Below are 19,294 nucleotides of genomic sequence, written 5' to 3' on the forward strand. Positions count from 1 at the left end.
TAATCGTCCTGTCTATTTTGACGGGCCAAATTTTTCCTGAGGAATTAGAATCTAAGAAAATATGAAAAAAGATGAGCGCTATCTCATTAAAACTTCTTAACTCAAAACAATTCTCAAGAAAACACCTATTATAACTAGGAAAGCAATAATACTTATTCCTAACTTCGAGAGAAGAAAGTTACGAGTAGGATTGACATGGAAATCGATTGCCTCGTGAGGACACAACTCAGTACAACAATAACAAGTGATGCATTTCTTTTTATCCCAAAGCGGAACAGTTTTTCCAACTTGTTTTTCTTCCGGAGGAGTTAAAGCATCCACAGGACAGTTTTGCCAGCATTTTCCACATAGTACACACTTGGAAGGATCCACTTTTAAACGAGATTTGAAGAGAATTTTACCCAGATATTCTGTAATCTTTTTGGGAATTTTAAATTTAGGTATTTTGATGGAAGGGAGTTTGAAAGGTCGTTTCACCGATTCAATTTTTTCTCCAACGAAGGTATAATCGTCCAGTTTCATGGAACCAAGATTTTTCTGTTCAGCTTTGGGTAAATACATAACTTGGTTTGGATCCACATCAATAATTTTGCACACTGTTGTATCCAAAGCTACTCCGTCATATCCAGCTAAGATCAGATCCAATTTAACAACGTCTCCAGCCGCTGGACCTTTTCCTTCTTGACATAAATAACCATCTATAACAGTTAATTGGGGCGAAGAAACAGAATAAACATCAACTAAAGCGGAAGTGAAAGCATCAACCATTGGAAATCGCGCATGCATTTGAGCTTTATTCCCCAACATAACGGTCCCAAACATATTTTTAATGCAACAGGTTAGGGTTGTCAATCCATGGGTTTTGATTTTTGGGATATTTATAATCAAATCAGCATCTTCCAATAAATGTGTACTTGCTATTTCATCTAAAACAAATCCATTTTTAACTGAATAAATTTTTCGGGGAGTTTTTTCAAGAGGAGCACATTCAACATTTTCATCTATACACACTTGCAGAATTCCACAAGCTTTTAATGCCACCTGGGTAGCATTGGGAGAATTACTCCCTGAAGAATCACCCACAAAAACACGAGCAGGTTTAAATTGTTTCACCCAGCGAATGACAGCCCGTAAAACTTCAGGATGTGTGGTGACAGCTCGTTCCGCAGGTTTCCCACTGAGCACATTCGGTTTAATTAAAATGATCATACCTTCCCGAACCATCAATTCTTCAGCATTAATTGCTTTTAATGCGGTAAAAACCGCATTTTCTACCTCTTCATTATGAATTTTTTGAATTGAAATTAAGTTATTGTGAATCATAAATCTTGCACATTTAACTATTAGCTCCCATTCAATAAAAAATTAAAAACTCTAAAAACTTTGATAGACAGATTTGAATTTATACAAAGAAAAGGAGGGCGGAAAAAATTAGAAAAGCGCATCTTCATGAATCGTTTCAAGACAAGAATAAGTGTTTTCAGTTTTTAACCCACTTTTCTCCATAATTTGAAAAATAAAAGATTCCAAACAATCAATACATCCTTCATCTTTAGAAGTAATGGGAAGAAAAGTTAATTGATGAATTAACGAATATTGAGTAATATTTTCAAGTTCATCGCATGTAAACGGTACTAGATCAATTTTATTCCTAATAATTAAAAATGAGACTCTCCGAAGATTTTTTTCTTGAATTTTCATCTTCAAATAGCTAAAAAGTTGAGATGATTGAATTGTGAAATGATCACACACGAAAATAACTAAGTCCACACCTTCAATTACTGGGGGAAAATTAAAAAAATCATTTATACTGGTGCCTCCGATTTCAATGAAATTCACATCAGTGGATAATCTTGATAAGTAATAAGTTTGCAAATCAACCCCAATTGTCGGTAAATAACTGGTTGTAAATTCTCCAGATCCAAATTTTTGCAAGATCTGTGTCTTCCCAACTCCAGGTTCTCCGATAAGTAATATTTTATAAACCATTTAGAATCCCTTTTTATCTTACTAATAGGTTGTTCTCTACTTCAATTTGAATTATTAGTTTTAGAAATATATCTATAAACTTTACAATAAAAATGTCAGTTCTCCGAACTTTTCATAGTCAAGTAACTGTCTATCAAATGGTTCGAGCTAAATTTTTGAATTTTAGTAAAAACTATCAAATTACATTTAATTACAACTAAGGGAAAAACTAGGGTAGAGAAAAATGCTGACTATTGATCAAACCCATAAAGGTTTCATTGTTAAGTATAAAAACAAGATCATTTTAAAACATTCCAAGGATTCTCCTTGCTGCAATTTTGGAACAGGAAATGCTTCTTATTCGGAACATCTTGGATCCTATAAAATTAAGGAAAATCTTTTTTACAAAACCAGTTTAACCAAGTTTAAAATTATAGAAACCAATGCTAGCCATCTACGAATTCACTTCTCAGATTCTACAAATCCTTCCGAGGTTCTGGAGATAATAATTCGAAATGAAAATCGAAGAATCGTGATAATCCCAAAAATTGGGACATTATCACCAGAAAATACTCTTATTATCGATGAAGGGAAGAAATATAATCGATTTTGGATTAAATTAGCAGCCAATCCAGACGAGGCGATCTATGGATGCGGTGAACAATATTCAGAATTAAATCTCCGGGGGAAAAAATTACCTTTATGGGTGGAAGAACAGGGTATTGGTCGAGGAGATCCAAAATGGATCACATGGCTCGCCGATATCAAGGCTGGTGCAGGTGGAAAATGGTATACAACCTACTATCCCCAGCCAACCTTCATTTCAACTGATCATTATTTTTGCCATGTAGATATGACCAGTTATTCTGTCTTCGACTTCATTTGTTCCGATTTCCACTTATTACATTCATGGGAAATACCTAAGCAAATAATCTTAGAATATCATAATACACTATTAGATACCGTATCAGGTCTCTCTACATTTTTAGGCAGACAACCAAAATTAGCAGATTGGGTTTATGATGGGATGTGGCTGGCAATTCAAGGAAAAGGTGGAAACCAAGCAGTTCGAAACAGATTGCAAAAAGCCCTCGATGCAAAAGTTTTAGTCTCTGGAATTTGGAGTCAAGACTGGCAAGGAATCGTTACCACACCCTTTGGAACTCAATTGTTTTGGGATTGGAAGTGGGATGGAAAGGGTCGACCAGTTAGATTTGATAATTTTCCAGAATTTGTTAAAGAGATGCGGGAAAAAGGAATTCGATATTTAGGATACATTAACTCATTTTTGAATATTGAAGGAGAGCAATTTAAAGAAGCTTCGAAAAAGGGTTTGGTGATTAAAAATCGGGATGGAACCGATTTCATTACCAAAACAACCACTTTTCCAGTAGCATTATTAGATTTATCAAATCCAGCAACTCAAATATGGATCAAAGACATAATCAAGCAAAACTTGATAAATGAAGCGGGATTATCGGGCTGGATGTCGGATTTTGGAGAATATCTCCCCCCCGATGCAGCATTACACTCTGGAGAATCAGGAGAAAGTTACCATAACCACTTCCCAGTGGTTTGGCAACGGCTAAATCTGGAAGCGGTGCAAGAAGCGGGAAAGTCTGAGGAGATAGTTTTTTTCACCCGATCGGGTTATTCTCATACTTCTAAATATACAACTATGGTTTGGGCTGGAGATCAAATGCCCAATTGGAGTATGGGTGACGGATTGGCTTCGGTCATTCCCGCAGGATTATCCTTAGGGCTCTGTGGAATCGGGTACTATCATTCGGATATAGGTGGTTTTACTTCAATTAAGCCTGTGGTTCGGAAAAAGGAAAATTTTATGCGATGGGTGGAACATTCTACATTCACGATGTTGATGCGGACTCATGAAGGAATTAAACCTGAAATCAACTGGCAATTTGATTCGGATCAAGAAACTCTTGACCATTTAGCGCGAATGACACATATTCATGCTATTATGAAGCCCTATCTACAACACATTTCAGAAGAATATCAAACCACCGGTATTCCTCCGATGCGTGCTATGGTCTTGCACTATGAATCTGATCCAGAAGTCCGGGATCTCAAATATCAATATCTTTTTGGGAAAGATCTTTTGGTGGCACCTGTAATTAAGAAAAAACGAAAATCCTGGAAAGTGTATATTCCTGATGATCAATGGATCAATATTTGGACCGGAAAAGATTGTATGAAGGGATGGCAAAAATATGCTGCACCCCTCGGAAAACCTCCTGTGTTCTATAGAAAAGGAACAAGATTTACCAATATCTTTGAATCTATCCAAAAATTATAAAAAACGAAAAGAAGCACTATTCTTCTTCTTTTTTTCCTAAGTATTTTTTAAAGGCGTCTTTGAAATCCATCATCTTTCTTTTATATTGAGAACTTGCTACGTGATGTGCCAGTTTCAACCCTTTTAATTTGGTAATTTCTTCCATTTGTTGGGCAATTGCATCAAAGGATGAGACATTTCCAGAAAAAGATTCAGTAATTTCTGCTTGAAATTGTTTTGAGAATCTTGTTTTCATTCGTCCCAACACTTTTTCTGCGATAGCTACCGGACCCTTTCGATCCATCACTACAACAAAACCAAGTTCTTCATTAAAGGAAAAAACCATACGAAAATTTTGTGTCTCCACCAATCGAATATCTTCTTGTAGGACTTCATTCGTAAAATGCATAAAGGAAGTTAATAAACCGGAAATTAAAATTCCACTAATTTCTGTCATATCTGGCAGTTCTTCCACTGCCACATCTAATAAATTAAGACCCGAATGCCGTTGAAAAACGAGTATTTTATAAATTCCCATAATAAACAAAACAAGAATCATAGCCTTATTTGTCTTTGGATAGGCAAACAAATGATATTCTACAATGAAGTGAAAAAGAATATAAAAAAAATTTAGTTGGAAATAAATTCTGTGAGTTCAATTTGATTCCGAACCAAGGTATAATAGGCTCCTTGTTTTTTAAGGAGTTCTTCGTGAGTACCCATTTCAACAATATTACCATCATCGATTACAGCAATCATGTCGGCATCTCGAATCGTCGAGAGGCGATGTGCGATAATAAACGCCGTTCGATTGGAGAGCAAGAGTTTGATGGCTTTTTGAATCTTTATTTCGCTAAACACATCAACTGAACTGGTTGCTTCATCCAAAACAATAATCCGAGGATCTGCTAATAAAGCCATTGCAAAGACTAATAGCTGGCGTTGGCCTACAGATAAACGTTTGCCTCGTTCTTGAAGAGGAGTATCGAGCCCATATTCAAAGCGTTCAATAGAATCTTTCAACCCCACCTGCTCGAGAACAAACCACATATCCTTATCTGTCGCTTTTGGGTCACCAAGGTGTAAGTTATCGCGAACACTGCCTGAAAACACAAAGAAATCTTGGGGAACTGAAGTAATTTGTTTGCGGAAAGAGGGGAGAGAAAAATCACTAATTTCTTGATCATCTACTAACAATCGACCCTTTTTGAGTTTATAGAGACGACTTAAGATGTTAATAATCGTTGTTTTTCCTGCACCAGTTTTCCCAACGAGTGCAATAGTCATACCTGCTGAAATATTCAGATTGATTGGATCATAGATGGGAACATTATCATAATATTCAAAGGTGATATTATCGAAGGCAATAGCTCCTTCAATAGGGGGAAGATCAGGTAAGTGTAAATTCCAGGGAACTTTCGTTTCAGTATCGAGAAGAGACTTAATCCGTTCGGCTCCTGTTAAAGCATCTTGTAATTCTTGATATAAATTTCCTAAGATCACAATGGGGCGAAACAAGATAGCATTATAATTCAGAAAGGCCAATAACACTCCAATGGTGATTGCCCCAGCAAAATACCGATATCCTCCAATAAGCACCAAAAATGCCGTTCCCAAGGAAGAACCTAAGAGTAATGTTGGAAAGAGTACGGCATGGATAATATTAGAGCGAATGGTAGCATGAGTATTAGCAAGATTAATCTTTTCAAAATTCCTATTATTTTGCGATTCACGATTGAGTGTTTTGATAACACGAATGCCAGCAATGCTTTCTCCAATATTAGCCATCATTTGAGCGTTTAATCGACGATTCTCTTTACGTCTGGCTCGAATTGATTTTCTTCCCACAACTCCAATACTTAAAATGAGTGGAATGACAACTACGGAAACCAAAGCCATAAATAGATCTAAACTAAAGAGAAAACCGAGAATTACAAACACTGTGACGATGTTCGAAAGATTTGTTACCACCCTTCCACCCAAAAATTCTCGAATCGCCATAATGTCACTTGTTAAACGGCTCATGATTCTTCCCACCTCATTACGATCATGATATGACAAATCGAGCTCTTGAAGGTGAGAAAAGGTATCTTGTGCCATATCGCGGGAAGCTTGCAATCCCATATTTGACATCAATATAGTACGTCGATAGCTAGAATAGAATATAATTGCTTGAAATAATAGGTATAAAAATGCAACTAATCCCACTTCTAACCAAATTCGTTCCACTTGGGGGAAAATTCCTACTAACCAATCAATAAACTGGATTACTATAGCATCCAACCATTGGATATCAAAAAAAGTCGCTGCTTGGTCAGTAAATTTATCCATAGCAATTTTTATGAGGAGTGGAGAAATAGCGGTAAAAATTGTGTATAAGATCATTTGCCATATGATCCCTCCTAAGAGCCCTTTATATTTCTGCGTATATTTAAACATAAATTTATATAGAGTTAAATCCTTATAGCCAAAACTCCCTGTAGCTTTTTCTTTCTCGGCATCGGAATGTTGCATGATTAATTTTGCCCCTTTTTTGATGAATTGATGGATGAAGCGGGATTATTTCTTGCAACTGACTCATTCCAGTCGATATTTTTAAGTTGATATTGAACAGTTTCAACAAATTGCTGATATATGCCAGGAACAGAACGTAATGTATCATCGGTCCCATCTTGAACCACAAATCCTTTGTCCATAACGATAATGCGCTCTGCATATTGTAGACTTGAAGGTCGTTGAGAAATAATGATAGTCGTACGATTCTCACCAAGTTTTTGGAGTGAAGCTTGAATTAAGCCCTCAGTGACTGGATCTACTGCAGATACAGAATCATCAAAAATGATGATGGGAGGATTCTTAAGAAGAGTTCGTGCAATAGCAATACGCTGACGTTGTCCACCGCTTAAAGTTACCCCTCGTTCGCCAACAATGGTTTCATACCCTTCTTCTAAAGTACAGATAAACTCATGTATCTGTGCTGCTTTTGCAACTTTAATGACGTCTTCTCTTGTTGCATTGGGAAAACCATACGCAATATTATCATGAAGAGATAAAGTAAAGAGATAGGCTTCTTGATGTACAATTCCAATCTGTTTTCTTAGAGAGGATAGGGAAAAAGATTTTATATCAAAATCATCAATTAATATTCTACCTTTGGTAGGATCAAATAGGCGAGGAATTAAATTAACCAGAGAAGATTTGCCCGATCCATTAGGTCCAAGTAGTACAATTTGTTGACCGGGTTCTATAGTGAAATTTATGTTTTGAAGTATTGGTACACCAGTAGGATAAGAAAAATCAACTTTGTCAAAGGTAATTTTTCCTTTAACCTCATTCATAATGAGATCCCCTTGTGATTGGAGAAGTGGGTTGGGTGCATCAAAGACTTCATTTAATCGTAAGGTAGCCGCATTAGCGTCAAAAGTTAACACCCCCAAATATCCCATCCATCTTCCGGGGATCCCCATTTGGATGACGAGTAGCATAAAAGCAACAAATTGTCCCGCTGTGATTATCCCGTTGAAAATAAAAGCACCACCCACAATTATAAGCCCCATAGTTGCTAAAGAAAGAATAAAAACCATTCCTTCCCGTAACCCCGCTCGTACTCGATATGTTTTCAGCATAGTATCAATATATTCATTGTTTTTCTTGACATATTTGGCAATTTGTTCTTCTTCTCTGCCAAAAGATTTAACCGTTTTAATTCCAGCTAAATTTTCAGCGATAAAGTTGTTCAGTTTGCCCCCAACATATTTTTCTTGATAAAATTTGCCTTGATTCTGGCTAGAAGCATAAAATATTGTTCCAAAAATTATGGGTATTAAAATAAGAAGAATTAGCGATAAATATGGAGAAATTTGCCATACAGAAATTATTGAAAATAGATATAACCAAAGGAATAAAAGAAAAAGGCGATAGCCCCATCTTAAAATATTTCCAAAGGAAATAATTTCTCCAATTGTGCGGCTCATGATCTGGCCAACATTTTCATTAGCATAAAATTCTAGTTCTTGGGATTGAAGAGTTTCATAGAGATCTTGACGCAAATCTCGGATTATAGCTTGCCCGAAGTAAGTCGCGGATACCCGAAGGGACATGTTCCCACCCCAGTCTAATAAAGCATACATAATTAAAAGCAAAAACCCTGGTACCAGTCGATCTAAATTTCGAGGTACGATAACAGTATCAATTAAAGACGACACTTGAAATGGAATCAAAGTTTGGAAAACCGCCGTAGCAATAGCTGTCAGATTAACAATCATAAATATTGTTTTCTGACGTTTGACATATGGAATTAAAAGTTTGAAAAGTGCCTTCATGGGTTGTTTTACCTAGGTAGATGAGTAAAATGTTTGATATAAATTTTTGGTTTTAATATAATATTTCGAATGTTTGAATTCGGTGCATTCCATCAAACACATTGATGCATCTAAATTTTCCCCAAAATCATGGACTTTTTTATATATGGACGAAAGTATTTTAAAGCATCCGAACGTTTACCAAAAGTATGACACTAAATATGCGAAAGACGTTGGATGAGGACAAGACGAAAATGTTAGAACTCTTCCAGTATAGTTACGGTATGGCTCCAACCAATTTGGATCGCACCTTTGATGTTGTAAAGGATGAATATTACTCAATAATTCAAGACGACGAGGTAGTAGCAAATATTCGAGCTATTCCTTTTGAACAAAATATCCGAGGCACCTTTAAAAAGATGGCGGGAATTTGTGATATTGTATGTGATCCTGTTGCACGTCGGAAAGGTTATATTCGGGAAGGTTTAAAGCAAATTTTTGCCGATTTGCATGAAGAAGGAACAGCAACTTCAACTCTCACCCCTTTCAAGGATTCTTTTTATGAAAAAATGGGTTACATTAATTGTGTTCCCTACCGCAATGTAATAGTACAAACTAAATGGCTTCAACACTGGAATCAGCTCCCAAAAGGTTATACTTTCAAAAAGATGCGATTAAAGGATGGATATAAGTTAATAAAAGATTTTCATCGAACTGCGATTTCCAAAATCCATGGAGGTGTTCCCCGAACCGATAAGCGGTGGAAAGAAGCATGGGGTAACAGTGATCGGTGGTTAATAGTTATTTACAACCCTGAAAAAGAAATTGAAGGAATAATGCACTACGCCCATAAAGGCTATGGAGATCGACTCTTTGGAGAAGATAACATCGGCACAATTTCAGTGTTAGATTTTTATCCAATTACCCCGGCAGGTAAGCATGGGTTATTACATGTGTTATATTTGAACTCAGATCAAATAATCCAAGTTAATCTTCCCCTAAATCCCCATGAAGAAAATATATACGCATGGTTTTCTGGTTTTGCAAAGACTAAAACACCACACCATATTGTCAATATGGCCCGAATTGTTGATGCGATTGCTTGCTTGACAGATCTTCCTGTAACGCACCAAACATCAGACATAATTCGGTTTCAACTGACCGATCCCGATTGTGTATGGAACAATCTCCACTTAGCACTTTCTGTTCAGAATGGAAAAATTCATGTTGAGAAGTTGGAGGGAGACACTCCTAACATGAAAATTACAATCCAAGGATTAACCGCAATAGTCTATGGAGTGATGTCTTATCCAGAGTTAATTTATTTCAAGTGGATTCAAGATGCAAGTGCTCAAGATCTTGCTATTTTGAAATTATGGTTTCCTCTCTCTCCAACCTGGTTAGCGGAATTCTTTTAGATTATTTCACTCTTTTTTTGTTTTTGTTTTATTTCTTTTTTATTCCTGATGCAATAATTTCTTAATGAACATCGACGACATTGGACGGCTTTGAATTCTTTGAAGTTGCTTTTGGTGTACATTCATAGATTGCATCCATGTTTGATGAAGTGCACTTAAATACTCTACTCCATCCATAGTTAAATCATAAATGCCATAGGTCGGTTTTTGAATGAGTTTCACACTTGTTAATTGCACTAGATGGTTTGCTAGGGCGGTTTTTTGAAGCTTCGATTGCAATAAAAGAGTTTGAAAGGAAATTGGCCCATCGAGAAGAGTGACCAAAATAGAAAATCGTTTGATATTACCGATAGCTTTGAGAATTGGGAAGAGATCTGCTGTAATATCTTGAAAGGATTTTTTTAATGCTTTTCTAGCCAAACTCATCGTTTTTTCACCGGAATCATCCATTCAATTTCCGAAGCAGGATCTTCTAAACCCTTATACATCGGACCATATTGTTGAATTACATAAGGATAGGATTGGCAATAGTCTGATTTTTCTGATACGAGCCAATCTTGGAAGACATACTCTGTCTTTCGTTCAGCCATAGTGGTAGTAAATTCCACATATTGAGTAAGAGGTAATTGTTTAACCACCATTTCTAATGGGATTTCATCAAAATAATCAATTTCAATTCCTACAAACACGTAATATCTACGTGTTTTCGCATATTCGGAAGGTTCAATATGGATTTCAAAAGCAAAATGGGGCTTTGAATTCAATTTTTCTAGAATAAATTTATATTTCTGAGATAATTGGCCAAATCTTTGCCAGAGTTTTCCTATTTCATTTTCATATGACCATTCCTCACTGTTAAGAAACGGATCGCCATAAAATTCACAGCCTAAGAGACGGAATTGGAGTGGATCGGTAATTTTTGGAGTAAAATCCTGAGAAATTTCATCCATGATTGAATTTAGTAAGGGAAATGAGAAATAAAAAGATTCCTAAATAAAATGAACAAATGCATATTATTTAAATATAAAAAATGAACTAATATTCTTACTGCTGATCCAACAGGTATTTGCAGGTATTAGAACAAATTTATGTTTAATTTTTCATGAAAAATACCATTATAATATTGAAATAGAGAATATTGTTGAGATTTGCACCACATTACAAAAATAAACTCAAGTGTGAAAAAAAAAATGACAGCAAAAAAAGAAGAAATTGTTTTACATCCGATTGGAGAAGTTAAATCTAAAGAAGGAAAAACTTGGATAGAGGTAAAAGAACAATATAGACTTGCCCTAAAAGAATTAGAAAAATTCACCCATGTCAATATCGTTTGGTGGGCACATAAAAATGATACCCCCAAGCGACGAGCGGTATTACTATCAGAAGAATTACCCCCATTTTATGGAAAAGACGCACCTAGTATGGGAGTTTTTGCCAATAGATCGGAATTTCGTCCCAATCCAATATGTGTTTCTGCAACACAGATAATTAAAGTGGACCTGAAAGAAGGGATAATTCAGATCCCATGGACAGATGCGTTTCCAGGAACTCCAATTGTTGATATTAAACCATATCTTCCAATGGCTGACATCATTGAAGGGGCGGATTATCCTAATTATCTCCAACATTGGCCTAAAAGTCAGGAAGCAGCCATGAAATGGTGGGCTGAAATGGAACAAGAGTGATAATTTGAATCACCAAAATAATTCTTTTTTTTTATAAATCTATAAATAACTGAAAAGGATAAGTAATTAATAGGATTCGATTTGTATTCTGTGAATTCATAATTAATCGAATATCTCCAATTTGAAATCAATGAGATTTAAAATATGGTTCAATCTAAAAAATCACAGTTATTTGACATCCTTTTGCATTTAACTAAAATGAATCTAGCGACTCGAAAACAAATCGCGGATTACGCTTTGAATGAAGCGATATCCCTAACTTTTAGCAAGATTTCATTTATTGGGTTCATAAATTCAGAACAAACGATAATGCGAACTCATGCATGGTCCGAATCTGCTTGGAAAAATTGCCAAGTGGAAGATCCTTATATTGATTTTCCAATAAAAAAGGCAGGATTATGGGCAGAAGCAATTCGACAACGAAAATCAATTATTGTTAATGACTTTGAAAAACCAAATCCTTTGAAAAAAGGATTTCCAGAAGGACATTTGGCATTATCTCGCTTTTTATCGGTCCCGATTATTGATGAAGATCATGTAATTGCAATTATTGCAGTAGGCAATAAAAGCACGGACTATTCAAAGCTTGATATTCAAAATCTTCAGATACTTCTATTAACAGCTTGGCGGATGATACAGCGCAGAGATGCATTTGAGGCACTTGAACAAGAACGGATTAGATTTAAATTGATCCTCGATCAGGCGGTTGATTGGGAGATTTGGAGAAAAAATTCGACATATCTCTATATTTCACCTTCATGTCAAGCAATAACCGGGTATAGTGCAGAAGAATTTTATACTAATCCAAATTTAAGGAAAGAAATTATTATAGAAGAAGATCACAAAGTGTGGGACGATCATGAACAGCAGAATTTGAAGGATGAACAGCAGAGCACTATCGAATTCCGAATAAGAAATAAGTCAGGAGATGTGAGATGGATTGAACATCGATGTTCTGTTGTCCCAGAATCAATTTCTCCGTTAGGAGGACGACGAGAAAGCAATCGCGATATCACTTTGCGTAAAATTGCGCAACAAGAAATTAAGAAATTGAAAGGTTTGCTCCCAATTTGCTCATCTTGTAAAAAAATTCGTGATGAAGGGGGTAATTGGCAATTAATAGAATCCTATATTCATGATCATTCAGAAGCGGAGTTCACGCATGGAATGTGTCCAGAATGCATTCAAAAATATTATCCAGATTTAGCTGAAAAGTAAAGAAAGTTTTAATAATAACTTCGGTTTTTCTTTTTGGAAATAAAAATGGCTTCAAAGACCCTATCATATTTCATAATAGGAGAAAGAATTGCTTTTCGACCATTAAAAGAAAAAAATATCCATCTCTATTCCAAATGGGTAAATAATCCGAAGAATAGAGCATTTATTCCATATCACTTTCCAACCACATATGAAATTCGACAGAAGTGGGTTCAAAGGCAACAATTTAATGGTACTACATCGAAAATAATTTTAGAAATTTGGCATTTACATGACAAGCAAGCAATTGGATATGCTCAATTGGATGAAATCTCATGGATCGATAGAAAAGCGACGATGGGATATATTATAGGAGAAAACCAATATTGGAAAAAAGGCTTAGGAACTGAGACAATTCAGTTATTGGAGACTTATGCGTTTGAAGAACTAAATCTCAGAAAATTGAAAGCTTTGGTCATTCGAGATAATTTAGCTTCTGTTAAAGTGTTCGAAAAGTTAAAATATAGATTAGAAGGTGTTTTGGAAGGAGAAAATTTCTATTTAGGCAATTTTCGGGATGTTTTCATCTTTAGCAAATTCAAAAATATTGAATAAATTTTTTTGAAACAATGTTTAGAAAAACGATGAGAATAGGCAACCTCCAACCGTCTGATTTTAATTTATTTTATCTAATTTGTTCTTCTGTAAATATTCTAAAAACTATTTTAAATCATGCAATTAATTTAGCTAGAAATAACAAAAGTGGGTTGAAAAGAAAAGCGGGCCATGAGGGAGTTGAACCCCCGACCAACGGATTAAGAGTCCGCCGCTCTACCTGGCTGAGCCAATGGCCCGTGATTGGTTACCCGAATGGGTAAGAAAAAAAAGGGATAATTATTTATTAAATTATCGGTTTGACTATCTTGTCTTGCGCCCACTTTGTCGAGCGGCAATCATACCAACCTTTCGCCCTGGAGGAGCATTTCGACTTGTGGTAGTTGGTCGACCCGACATTTTCTTGCGCCCACCTCCAAATGGATGTGAACAAGCGTTCATACCACTGGAAGTAATAACTGGCCAATTGGTAGCTTTGGTACGCATTTGATGATATTTATTACCTGCCTTTAAGTAAGGCTTGGTAGTACGACCACCACCGGCAACTACACCGAGAGTAGCTCGAGAATTTTTGTGAATTACTTTTCTTTTTCCGGATGGGAATAAGATTTGAACTCCTTTTTCAGAACGTGTCATTAGAGTGGCAGTTGTCCCACCAGAACGACATAATTTGCCTCCATCACCAGGAAGAATCTCAATATTGTAAATTAAAGACCCTTCTGGGATATATTGGACTTCCATGGTATTGCCTACCATAATTTCGGTTTGAGGACCAATTTGGAATCTATCATGTAAAAAGATACCTTCTGGAGGAAGCCAGAGAGAACGTTTTTTATTGTCGAATTCAATTCGAGCAAGAGGAGTTCCACGTCCACCTTCGTGGATAAATTCAATTACTTCAAAATTCAAAACATCATTATAATTTCTGGGGATGTATTTCACTGCACCACGCTTCCGATGTTTAGGTGATCGGAAGTTTTGGGTACCTTTTCCCCTACGTTGGACTAAGATTCTACGACCCATTATAATCACTTAGAGCGCATCGCGACCTCACTGGGTGAGATTTATCGCACTCTACGAAGAAGTAAAGGTAGCATGGTAATAAAATTTTATCATCAAAAAGACGGATATTTGTGAGTTACGCGTATGGACAAATGTTTAACTTCTTAAGTAAAGAAGACCATAAAATAAATAAAGCAAGACTAAAATGTAGTATATTATCGTGATATTATAGAGATAATATGATCAAATCAATCAAAAAGGGAAAATAATAATGAAAGTCAGATTTACAGCCGATAAAAATGGAATTGAGATCGAAATAGAGGATAATGATAATAATCAAGAATATTTGGAAAAAATCCTTAATCAAATTGATCAAATCGTAGATTCTAAATATAATTTGCTCGAAGTCTTAAGAAAGGAGCCTATTTTGGAAAAAAGCACAAGCAATGAAGGGGAAAATAAGGTAATAAAAGAAATCATAAATACTAATTCAAATACTAATCAGACTGAAAATATTGATACGATAGCTGAGTCTATTGATCAACCCATTAAAGATTTCGCAGCTCAAGTTAAGGTAGATCCATTGAAACTAAGCCAAATCTATGATTTTGGTTATAGCAAATACACAAAAGGAGAGATGGAAGTTCCTCCTATTCTTCCAGATGTATGTTCCGTTTCAAAATCACGTTCAGATACTCAAAGACAGGCACTATTACTATTGTTACTTGCTACAAATGTGTTAAATGGGAATGATTCGTTAAGTTCAAAATCATTAACAATGATCTTAACTGAATCATCAATAGATTCAACTGATTTATCAAAAGTAAAATCCACAGATTTTAATAAATGGATTAAAATAGATGGTAGATCCTATAGAATTTTTCCAGTTGGGGTGATAAAAGCAAAGAAATTCTTGAATGAAAAAATTGCATCATTAGGTGAGTAATATCTCTAAGTTTCAAGATTTATTATCAAAACATATACCAAAGAAATATTCTGAACCAATAATTGACGAATATGCTAATCTTGAAAAGGCTTTTTATGTTTTCGATGCTGTAAACTTAGGAATAGCAGCAGGTCATTTATGTGAATTAATTTCATCATTAATATGTTTTAAAGAACTAAATATTGTGCAAAACTTGAATAGAATTGATTTTAATCCAAATTATCAAAAAATGATACAAGCCCCAAAACCAAATTCTGATGCTGAAATTCTCATGAATATTATTCCAAATATATTAAAGGGAATTTATGCATTCAGAAGTAGAAAAAGAGTAGCACATTTTAAACTAGCTATTCCACAAAAAATCGATATTAAGACAGTAAAACAAAATATAGATTGGGTCATATCACATCTGTTAATGTTATATTGTAATGTTCAAGATCCTTCTTCAATGATGATTCTAAAACCATTTGCAGAGATTGATATTCCATTTGTTGAGGAATTTGAGAATGGTGAAATATTATTCCTAAAAAGAGATGTAAGCAAACCAGATAAATTACTTTATGTTATTGGAAGAAATCGTGATAAAATTCGCATTACAAAAGAAGAAATTATTATTCAGGTTCCAGAGCTAAAGAAAGATTTTGCACAAAATATACGAAGATTGAAGGAAAGGACATTAATCCATATTACTGATAGTGGTTTTACTTTAACAAGAATAGGTAAGCAAAAGCTTTCTACTATCTATGAAAAATTATCTTAAGTTTTCTGAATTTTTTGACTATCCCATTTTTTAAAATTTCGGTCAAGTTCCTCATTAAAAGTGGTGGAAGGATATTTGATAAATTGCATCTCGCCTCCCACCCTGACCCAATACTGATTGTTTGCTTGATTCATACTGTATTTCAGGAAAAACAAAATAAAAAAACTACCGCGGGTGAGAATATATAAAAAATTCTTAAATTGATGATCTAATTTATTATTATGTCAGATACAGTGCCAATACTTGCAATAATTTTTTCATTTCTATCTACTTTAATACTTTTCCTTTCAAACTACCTTAGGGAAACTAAGTTTAAGCAAACTTCTAAAATATATCAAATGAAACTTGACTTTTATTTAGAATTAATGGAAGAAATTACTTCAATAATATATCTCGGTTGTAATATAAAACAAAATATAAATAAATTATACCAAAAAGCTTTGATTTTATCTTCTGATCAGGTAATCAGGGAATATAATTCATTACTTTCAAGATTGGATGAAACAAAATGGGAAATGAAAGAAAATAGTGATATAAAATTAGCACAAAAACTTTTAATTGAATATAGAAAAGATTTAGGATTAAAAACAGCTTTATCCTCCTATGAAATAAAAAAACCATTCAATTAACCAACCTGGATTCATAGAATTATATAAATATAGTTCTCGTAGTAAATACTCATGATAGAATATAAAAAGTTGATAAAATTTATATAAAAAAATTTATCGTAAAACATTACGCATTTGGACTTTTTGCATTTCATTTTTTAAGATACTAATTTCATCTTCTAATTCCTTGATCTTTCGGTAAAAAAATATGTCTGTTTCTTTAAGGATGTTTCTATTTCTTCGATCAAAAGACAATCCAATATTATATTTAATTAAGTCTATTGTAATATTATCCAATTCCTTTATATCATATTGTTCAAGAAGATAATGAACATTGTAATCAATTACATCTTTACTTTCAAAATTTTGATTGCAATTATGACATTTATATACTCCACCAAATAAATTGATTTCTTTCTGACATTTTGGACAAACGGTATACATGATGTATTATAATTGATCTAATTGCTTAAAAATCTTTTAAAAGAAAAAAAAAAAAAAAGATTATGAATAATTTTGCTCTTCTTTCATGAAAGATATTATTTTTTGTTCAATTTCGTTATAAGATTCGACAGTAAATTCGGAACTATAAATTTCGTTTGCGATTAGTTTAATTGTAGTATTGAATGAAAACTTTGATCGAATTTGGCGATAATTACCTGTCCAGAATATATCAGGAAAGAATAATTCGCAAGGTATTGTCAAATTATTTGATTGTGTCATTAAAATACGACCTCTGACAAATATTTACTTATAAAATTATTGTAAATCATTTTCTTATACTTATAGGATAACATAGAATATTTAAATGTTTGGAAATTGACAAAAATCAAGAAAAAAGTTGGAAGAACAACCGAATTCATGAGTAAACATTTAAAATTTGAAGATATCCTGACAAAAAAATCAGACTTTAGATGCAAGATCATCTAAAAATTGCTGATCCGCGTTAGCAGAAATTCCTTGATCTTTCGGTTTTTGACTAATGCGGGCATCGCTAACAGATAATTTGCTCGTTCCACTTGTAAAATCATAGATGGACTTATTCACATAATAATTTGTCATGGAAGCTAAAGTACTAACTTGCGAAGCGAAAGGCGCGTAAAGTAAGCATATCTGTTTTCCAATTTGAATTGGGGGTTTTCCTAAAATCTTAAAGGTGGCTTGAAAGATACTTTGTTCCTTTGCCCCGCCGATTTGTTCTGCCAAATCATCTAAATCACTTTGCACGATGATTTCGGGAAAATGATCACTGTAAACTAATGATCCAAAATTGTTGGTCTTATAGATAGATGAAAGGCGTTGATTAGATGTATCATACCCTCCTGTTAAGTTAACTACACTTACAGATTGTTTCTGGGTTTAGTATCCGAAATCCCACACCGCATCGTTTGTCGTAGTCATATCTACTATTATGGACACGCCCTGGGTAGTAGTCATATCATCTGCGTGAATAAAAAGGTTAGATTCTATTCTAAAGCCCCAATTTTCATATGTACACAAAGTTCGATAAATTTCGTTAATTGTTTTCAGTTGGGCAATTGTGAAAATTGCATCTCGTTTTTTTGCATCACGTTCATCTAAGGTCAGGGATCGATCGGGGGTGAATTTATAATGTTTCAACTTAGGAATAGGATTAAAATAGGCGATATTTTGGGATCGATAGTAGTCCTCTACTTGATCAAAGAAGGAATGTAAAATAGAAAGATTATAGCGTTTAGATGATTCCTTAAAATTATTAGGATGGGTATCTAAATAATTAAGATAATTCTCTGCATCAATACGGTTAATTTGTGTAACATCATAGATATTAATGTATTTTAGGAATCGTGTAATTGCACTTCGATACCCTGATTCAGTCCCTTTCCCTGTTCGCAATTTCTTAGTCAAATAGCTTTGGACAAGTTCCTGACTTTCAATTGGCATTAGACCTTCTAATTCAGTTAAAATCATTCAATTAGCCCCCATTTTTTACTTTTAGGCTTAAATTCAATCCCTTTGCAATTTGAAAGAATATTATTAATCATTTCACTATCTACATCTAATAATTCACGCAATTTTGTTCTCGATTGATCACCAAATATTTCTAAAGTCTTAAGAACTTGTTTTTCATAGTCCGTGGTAGGGATATTGGACATGTTTTTCTTCATTTCCTGCATCATTTCCCCTAGCATCATACGCATGTTGATTTCCATATCATCTATCTTTTGATCCACTTTTTCGATTTCATTTACAAGGGATTCCTGCTTGGTGGTTGTTTGCTGTTCCCCATACACTAATTTGTTCATAGTATTTCGAACAATTTTAGATAAAGGGATGTTGGATTTAGTCGCATAGTCTTTCCATGCAATTAAATCTTTAGGCGATACACGAATGGTATATTTTTCCTTTTTTTCTTGATGAACTAATTTCGGCATTGTATCCTCAAACAGTAATTACCTGCAAAAGTATATAAAAGTATGGACAAATCATATCAATTGACCATACGTTTGATCTTGTTA

General features: G+C 34.4%; 22 protein-coding genes and 1 tRNA gene. 8 read left to right on the forward strand and 15 right to left on the reverse strand.

The features are described from left to right. Positions 1 to 96 precede the first annotated feature (96 nt). Positions 97 to 1,323 (reverse strand): DUF362 domain-containing protein, encoded by a 1,227-nt coding sequence (locus NEF87_RS12545; RefSeq protein WP_457920079.1) that lies wholly within the window; start codon positions 1,321 to 1,323, stop codon positions 97 to 99. A 108-nt stretch (positions 1,324 to 1,431) separates the two neighbouring features. Further along, positions 1,432 to 1,989 carry an ADP-ribosylation factor-like protein gene (locus tag NEF87_RS12550; RefSeq protein WP_457920080.1) on the reverse strand — a complete coding sequence of 186 codons (558 nt, stop codon included), beginning with the start codon at positions 1,987 to 1,989 and terminating at the stop codon, positions 1,432 to 1,434. A 223-nt stretch (positions 1,990 to 2,212) separates the two neighbouring features. Here NEF87_RS12550 and NEF87_RS12555 point away from each other — a divergent pair, with 223 nt between their 5' ends. Continuing rightward, positions 2,213 to 4,285 carry an alpha-glucosidase gene (locus NEF87_RS12555; protein ID WP_457920081.1) on the forward strand — a complete coding sequence of 691 codons (2,073 nt, stop codon included), beginning with the start codon at positions 2,213 to 2,215 and terminating at the stop codon, positions 4,283 to 4,285. 16 nt (positions 4,286 to 4,301) lie between these two features. Here the strand turns inward: NEF87_RS12555 and NEF87_RS12560 are convergent, their stop codons facing one another. The 3 genes from NEF87_RS12560 to NEF87_RS12570 form a co-directional block, all read right to left on the reverse strand. Next, positions 4,302 to 4,823 (reverse strand): hypothetical protein, encoded by a 522-nt coding sequence (locus tag NEF87_RS12560; RefSeq protein WP_457920082.1) that lies wholly within the window; start codon positions 4,821 to 4,823, stop codon positions 4,302 to 4,304. A 71-nt stretch (positions 4,824 to 4,894) separates the two neighbouring features. After that, the gene (locus tag NEF87_RS12565) at positions 4,895 to 6,778 is read right to left on the reverse strand and encodes an ABC transporter ATP-binding protein (RefSeq protein WP_457920083.1); all 1,884 of its coding nucleotides are present in this window, start codon (positions 6,776 to 6,778) and stop codon (positions 4,895 to 4,897) included. A 2-nt stretch (positions 6,779 to 6,780) separates the two neighbouring features. Continuing rightward, on the reverse strand, positions 6,781 to 8,586 hold the full coding sequence (locus NEF87_RS12570; protein WP_457920084.1) for an ABC transporter ATP-binding protein: 1,806 nt from the start codon (positions 8,584 to 8,586) through the stop codon (positions 6,781 to 6,783). 188 nt (positions 8,587 to 8,774) lie between these two features. Here NEF87_RS12570 and NEF87_RS12575 point away from each other — a divergent pair, with 188 nt between their 5' ends. Then, positions 8,775 to 9,983 carry a GNAT family N-acetyltransferase gene (locus NEF87_RS12575; RefSeq protein ID WP_457920085.1) on the forward strand — a complete coding sequence of 403 codons (1,209 nt, stop codon included), beginning with the start codon at positions 8,775 to 8,777 and terminating at the stop codon, positions 9,981 to 9,983. Between the two features lie 39 nt (positions 9,984 to 10,022). Here the strand turns inward: NEF87_RS12575 and NEF87_RS12580 are convergent, their stop codons facing one another. Together NEF87_RS12580 and NEF87_RS12585 are read right to left on the reverse strand one after the other, a co-directional pair. Then, the gene (locus NEF87_RS12580; RefSeq protein WP_457920086.1) at positions 10,023 to 10,409 is read right to left on the reverse strand and encodes a hypothetical protein; all 387 of its coding nucleotides are present in this window, start codon (positions 10,407 to 10,409) and stop codon (positions 10,023 to 10,025) included. Further along, positions 10,406 to 10,933 (reverse strand): GyrI-like domain-containing protein, encoded by a 528-nt coding sequence (locus tag NEF87_RS12585; protein WP_457920087.1) that lies wholly within the window; start codon positions 10,931 to 10,933, stop codon positions 10,406 to 10,408. Before NEF87_RS12585 ends, NEF87_RS12580 begins: the two co-directional genes overlap by 4 nt. A gap of 240 nt (positions 10,934 to 11,173) precedes the next feature. Here NEF87_RS12585 and NEF87_RS12590 point away from each other — a divergent pair, with 240 nt between their 5' ends. The 3 genes from NEF87_RS12590 to NEF87_RS12600 all read left to right on the forward strand — a co-directional run bounded on the left by NEF87_RS12590 (position 11,174) and on the right by NEF87_RS12600 (position 13,480). Beyond that, positions 11,174 to 11,668 (forward strand): SAM-dependent methyltransferase, encoded by a 495-nt coding sequence (locus NEF87_RS12590; protein WP_457920088.1) that lies wholly within the window; start codon positions 11,174 to 11,176, stop codon positions 11,666 to 11,668. 144 nt (positions 11,669 to 11,812) lie between these two features. Continuing rightward, positions 11,813 to 12,886, forward strand: coding sequence for a GAF domain-containing protein (locus NEF87_RS12595; RefSeq protein ID WP_457920089.1), 1,074 nt, complete (start codon positions 11,813 to 11,815; stop codon positions 12,884 to 12,886). Between the two features lie 45 nt (positions 12,887 to 12,931). Further along, complete coding sequence (locus NEF87_RS12600) at positions 12,932 to 13,480, forward strand: GNAT family N-acetyltransferase (RefSeq protein WP_457920090.1); 549 nt, start codon at positions 12,932 to 12,934, stop codon at positions 13,478 to 13,480. 165 nt (positions 13,481 to 13,645) lie between these two features. On the opposite strand, the gene NEF87_RS12605 is transcribed toward NEF87_RS12600, so the two are convergent. Together NEF87_RS12605 and NEF87_RS12610 are read right to left on the reverse strand one after the other, a co-directional pair. Then, positions 13,646 to 13,719: transfer RNA gene (locus tag NEF87_RS12605), tRNA-Lys, on the reverse strand. Between the two features lie 64 nt (positions 13,720 to 13,783). Beyond that, the gene (locus tag NEF87_RS12610) at positions 13,784 to 14,503 is read right to left on the reverse strand and encodes a 50S ribosomal protein L2 (RefSeq protein WP_457920091.1); all 720 of its coding nucleotides are present in this window, start codon (positions 14,501 to 14,503) and stop codon (positions 13,784 to 13,786) included. Positions 14,504 to 14,753: 250 nt separating this feature from the next. Between NEF87_RS12610 and NEF87_RS12615 the strand changes: the two genes are divergently transcribed. Further along, a complete protein-coding gene (locus NEF87_RS12615; RefSeq protein WP_457920092.1) occupies positions 14,754 to 15,428 on the forward strand; it encodes a hypothetical protein in 675 nt (224 codons plus the stop codon). After that, a complete protein-coding gene (locus tag NEF87_RS12620; protein ID WP_457920093.1) occupies positions 15,421 to 16,188 on the forward strand; it encodes a hypothetical protein in 768 nt (255 codons plus the stop codon). The genes NEF87_RS12615 and NEF87_RS12620 overlap by 8 nt, the downstream gene beginning before the upstream one ends. On the opposite strand, the gene NEF87_RS12625 is transcribed toward NEF87_RS12620, so the two are convergent. Continuing rightward, a complete protein-coding gene (locus tag NEF87_RS12625) occupies positions 16,185 to 16,322 on the reverse strand; it encodes a hypothetical protein (protein WP_457920094.1) in 138 nt (45 codons plus the stop codon). The two genes, NEF87_RS12620 and NEF87_RS12625, sit on opposite strands and share 4 nt — an antisense overlap. A gap of 87 nt (positions 16,323 to 16,409) precedes the next feature. Between NEF87_RS12625 and NEF87_RS12630 the strand changes: the two genes are divergently transcribed. Beyond that, complete coding sequence (locus tag NEF87_RS12630; protein ID WP_457920095.1) at positions 16,410 to 16,817, forward strand: hypothetical protein; 408 nt, start codon at positions 16,410 to 16,412, stop codon at positions 16,815 to 16,817. 93 nt (positions 16,818 to 16,910) lie between these two features. Here the strand turns inward: NEF87_RS12630 and NEF87_RS12635 are convergent, their stop codons facing one another. The 5 genes from NEF87_RS12635 to NEF87_RS12655 all read right to left on the reverse strand — a co-directional run bounded on the left by NEF87_RS12635 (position 16,911) and on the right by NEF87_RS12655 (position 19,210). Beyond that, on the reverse strand, positions 16,911 to 17,240 hold the full coding sequence (locus NEF87_RS12635) for a hypothetical protein (RefSeq protein ID WP_457920096.1): 330 nt from the start codon (positions 17,238 to 17,240) through the stop codon (positions 16,911 to 16,913). A gap of 60 nt (positions 17,241 to 17,300) precedes the next feature. Further along, positions 17,301 to 17,519, reverse strand: coding sequence for a hypothetical protein (locus tag NEF87_RS12640; protein WP_457920097.1), 219 nt, complete (start codon positions 17,517 to 17,519; stop codon positions 17,301 to 17,303). A gap of 180 nt (positions 17,520 to 17,699) precedes the next feature. Further along, a complete protein-coding gene (locus NEF87_RS12645; RefSeq protein ID WP_457920098.1) occupies positions 17,700 to 18,002 on the reverse strand; it encodes a hypothetical protein in 303 nt (100 codons plus the stop codon). A gap of 153 nt (positions 18,003 to 18,155) precedes the next feature. Next, entirely contained in the window at positions 18,156 to 18,746 is a 591-nt protein-coding gene (locus NEF87_RS12650; protein ID WP_457920099.1) for a phage integrase N-terminal SAM-like domain-containing protein, read from the reverse strand. Further along, positions 18,743 to 19,210, reverse strand: coding sequence for a hypothetical protein (locus tag NEF87_RS12655; RefSeq protein WP_457920100.1), 468 nt, complete (start codon positions 19,208 to 19,210; stop codon positions 18,743 to 18,745). Before NEF87_RS12655 ends, NEF87_RS12650 begins: the two co-directional genes overlap by 4 nt. Positions 19,211 to 19,294 lie beyond the last annotated feature (84 nt).

Origin of the sequence: Candidatus Lokiarchaeum ossiferum, from assembly GCA_025839675.1 — an archaeon.
Classification (GTDB): Archaea; Asgardarchaeota; Lokiarchaeia; order Sigyniarchaeales; family Promethearchaeaceae; genus Lokiarchaeum; species Lokiarchaeum ossiferum.

What these genes read in the sequence shown, in the direction of transcription:
- NEF87_RS12545 (WP_457920079.1), bottom strand. Translation starts at nt 1,323, where the DNA reads ATGATTCACAATAACTTAATTTCAATTCAAAAAATTCATAATGAAGAG.
- NEF87_RS12550 (WP_457920080.1), bottom strand. Translation starts at nt 1,989, where the DNA reads ATGGTTTATAAAATATTACTTATCGGAGAACCTGGAGTTGGGAAGACA.
- NEF87_RS12555 (WP_457920081.1), top strand. Translation starts at nt 2,213, where the DNA reads ATGCTGACTATTGATCAAACCCATAAAGGTTTCATTGTTAAGTATAAA.
- NEF87_RS12560 (WP_457920082.1), bottom strand. Translation starts at nt 4,823, where the DNA reads ATGATTCTTGTTTTGTTTATTATGGGAATTTATAAAATACTCGTTTTT.
- NEF87_RS12565 (WP_457920083.1), bottom strand. Translation starts at nt 6,778, where the DNA reads ATGCAACATTCCGATGCCGAGAAAGAAAAAGCTACAGGGAGTTTTGGC.
- NEF87_RS12570 (WP_457920084.1), bottom strand. Translation starts at nt 8,586, where the DNA reads ATGAAGGCACTTTTCAAACTTTTAATTCCATATGTCAAACGTCAGAAA.
- NEF87_RS12575 (WP_457920085.1), top strand. Translation starts at nt 8,775, where the DNA reads ATGACACTAAATATGCGAAAGACGTTGGATGAGGACAAGACGAAAATG.
- NEF87_RS12580 (WP_457920086.1), bottom strand. Translation starts at nt 10,409, where the DNA reads ATGAGTTTGGCTAGAAAAGCATTAAAAAAATCCTTTCAAGATATTACA.
- NEF87_RS12585 (WP_457920087.1), bottom strand. Translation starts at nt 10,933, where the DNA reads ATGGATGAAATTTCTCAGGATTTTACTCCAAAAATTACCGATCCACTC.
- NEF87_RS12590 (WP_457920088.1), top strand. Translation starts at nt 11,174, where the DNA reads ATGACAGCAAAAAAAGAAGAAATTGTTTTACATCCGATTGGAGAAGTT.
- NEF87_RS12595 (WP_457920089.1), top strand. Translation starts at nt 11,813, where the DNA reads ATGGTTCAATCTAAAAAATCACAGTTATTTGACATCCTTTTGCATTTA.
- NEF87_RS12600 (WP_457920090.1), top strand. Translation starts at nt 12,932, where the DNA reads ATGGCTTCAAAGACCCTATCATATTTCATAATAGGAGAAAGAATTGCT.
- NEF87_RS12610 (WP_457920091.1), bottom strand. Translation starts at nt 14,503, where the DNA reads ATGGGTCGTAGAATCTTAGTCCAACGTAGGGGAAAAGGTACCCAAAAC.
- NEF87_RS12615 (WP_457920092.1), top strand. Translation starts at nt 14,754, where the DNA reads ATGAAAGTCAGATTTACAGCCGATAAAAATGGAATTGAGATCGAAATA.
- NEF87_RS12625 (WP_457920094.1), bottom strand. Translation starts at nt 16,322, where the DNA reads ATGAATCAAGCAAACAATCAGTATTGGGTCAGGGTGGGAGGCGAGATG.
- NEF87_RS12630 (WP_457920095.1), top strand. Translation starts at nt 16,410, where the DNA reads ATGTCAGATACAGTGCCAATACTTGCAATAATTTTTTCATTTCTATCT.
- NEF87_RS12635 (WP_457920096.1), bottom strand. Translation starts at nt 17,240, where the DNA reads ATGTATACCGTTTGTCCAAAATGTCAGAAAGAAATCAATTTATTTGGT.
- NEF87_RS12640 (WP_457920097.1), bottom strand. Translation starts at nt 17,519, where the DNA reads ATGACACAATCAAATAATTTGACAATACCTTGCGAATTATTCTTTCCT.
- NEF87_RS12650 (WP_457920099.1), bottom strand. Translation starts at nt 18,746, where the DNA reads ATGATTTTAACTGAATTAGAAGGTCTAATGCCAATTGAAAGTCAGGAA.
- NEF87_RS12655 (WP_457920100.1), bottom strand. Translation starts at nt 19,210, where the DNA reads ATGCCGAAATTAGTTCATCAAGAAAAAAAGGAAAAATATACCATTCGT.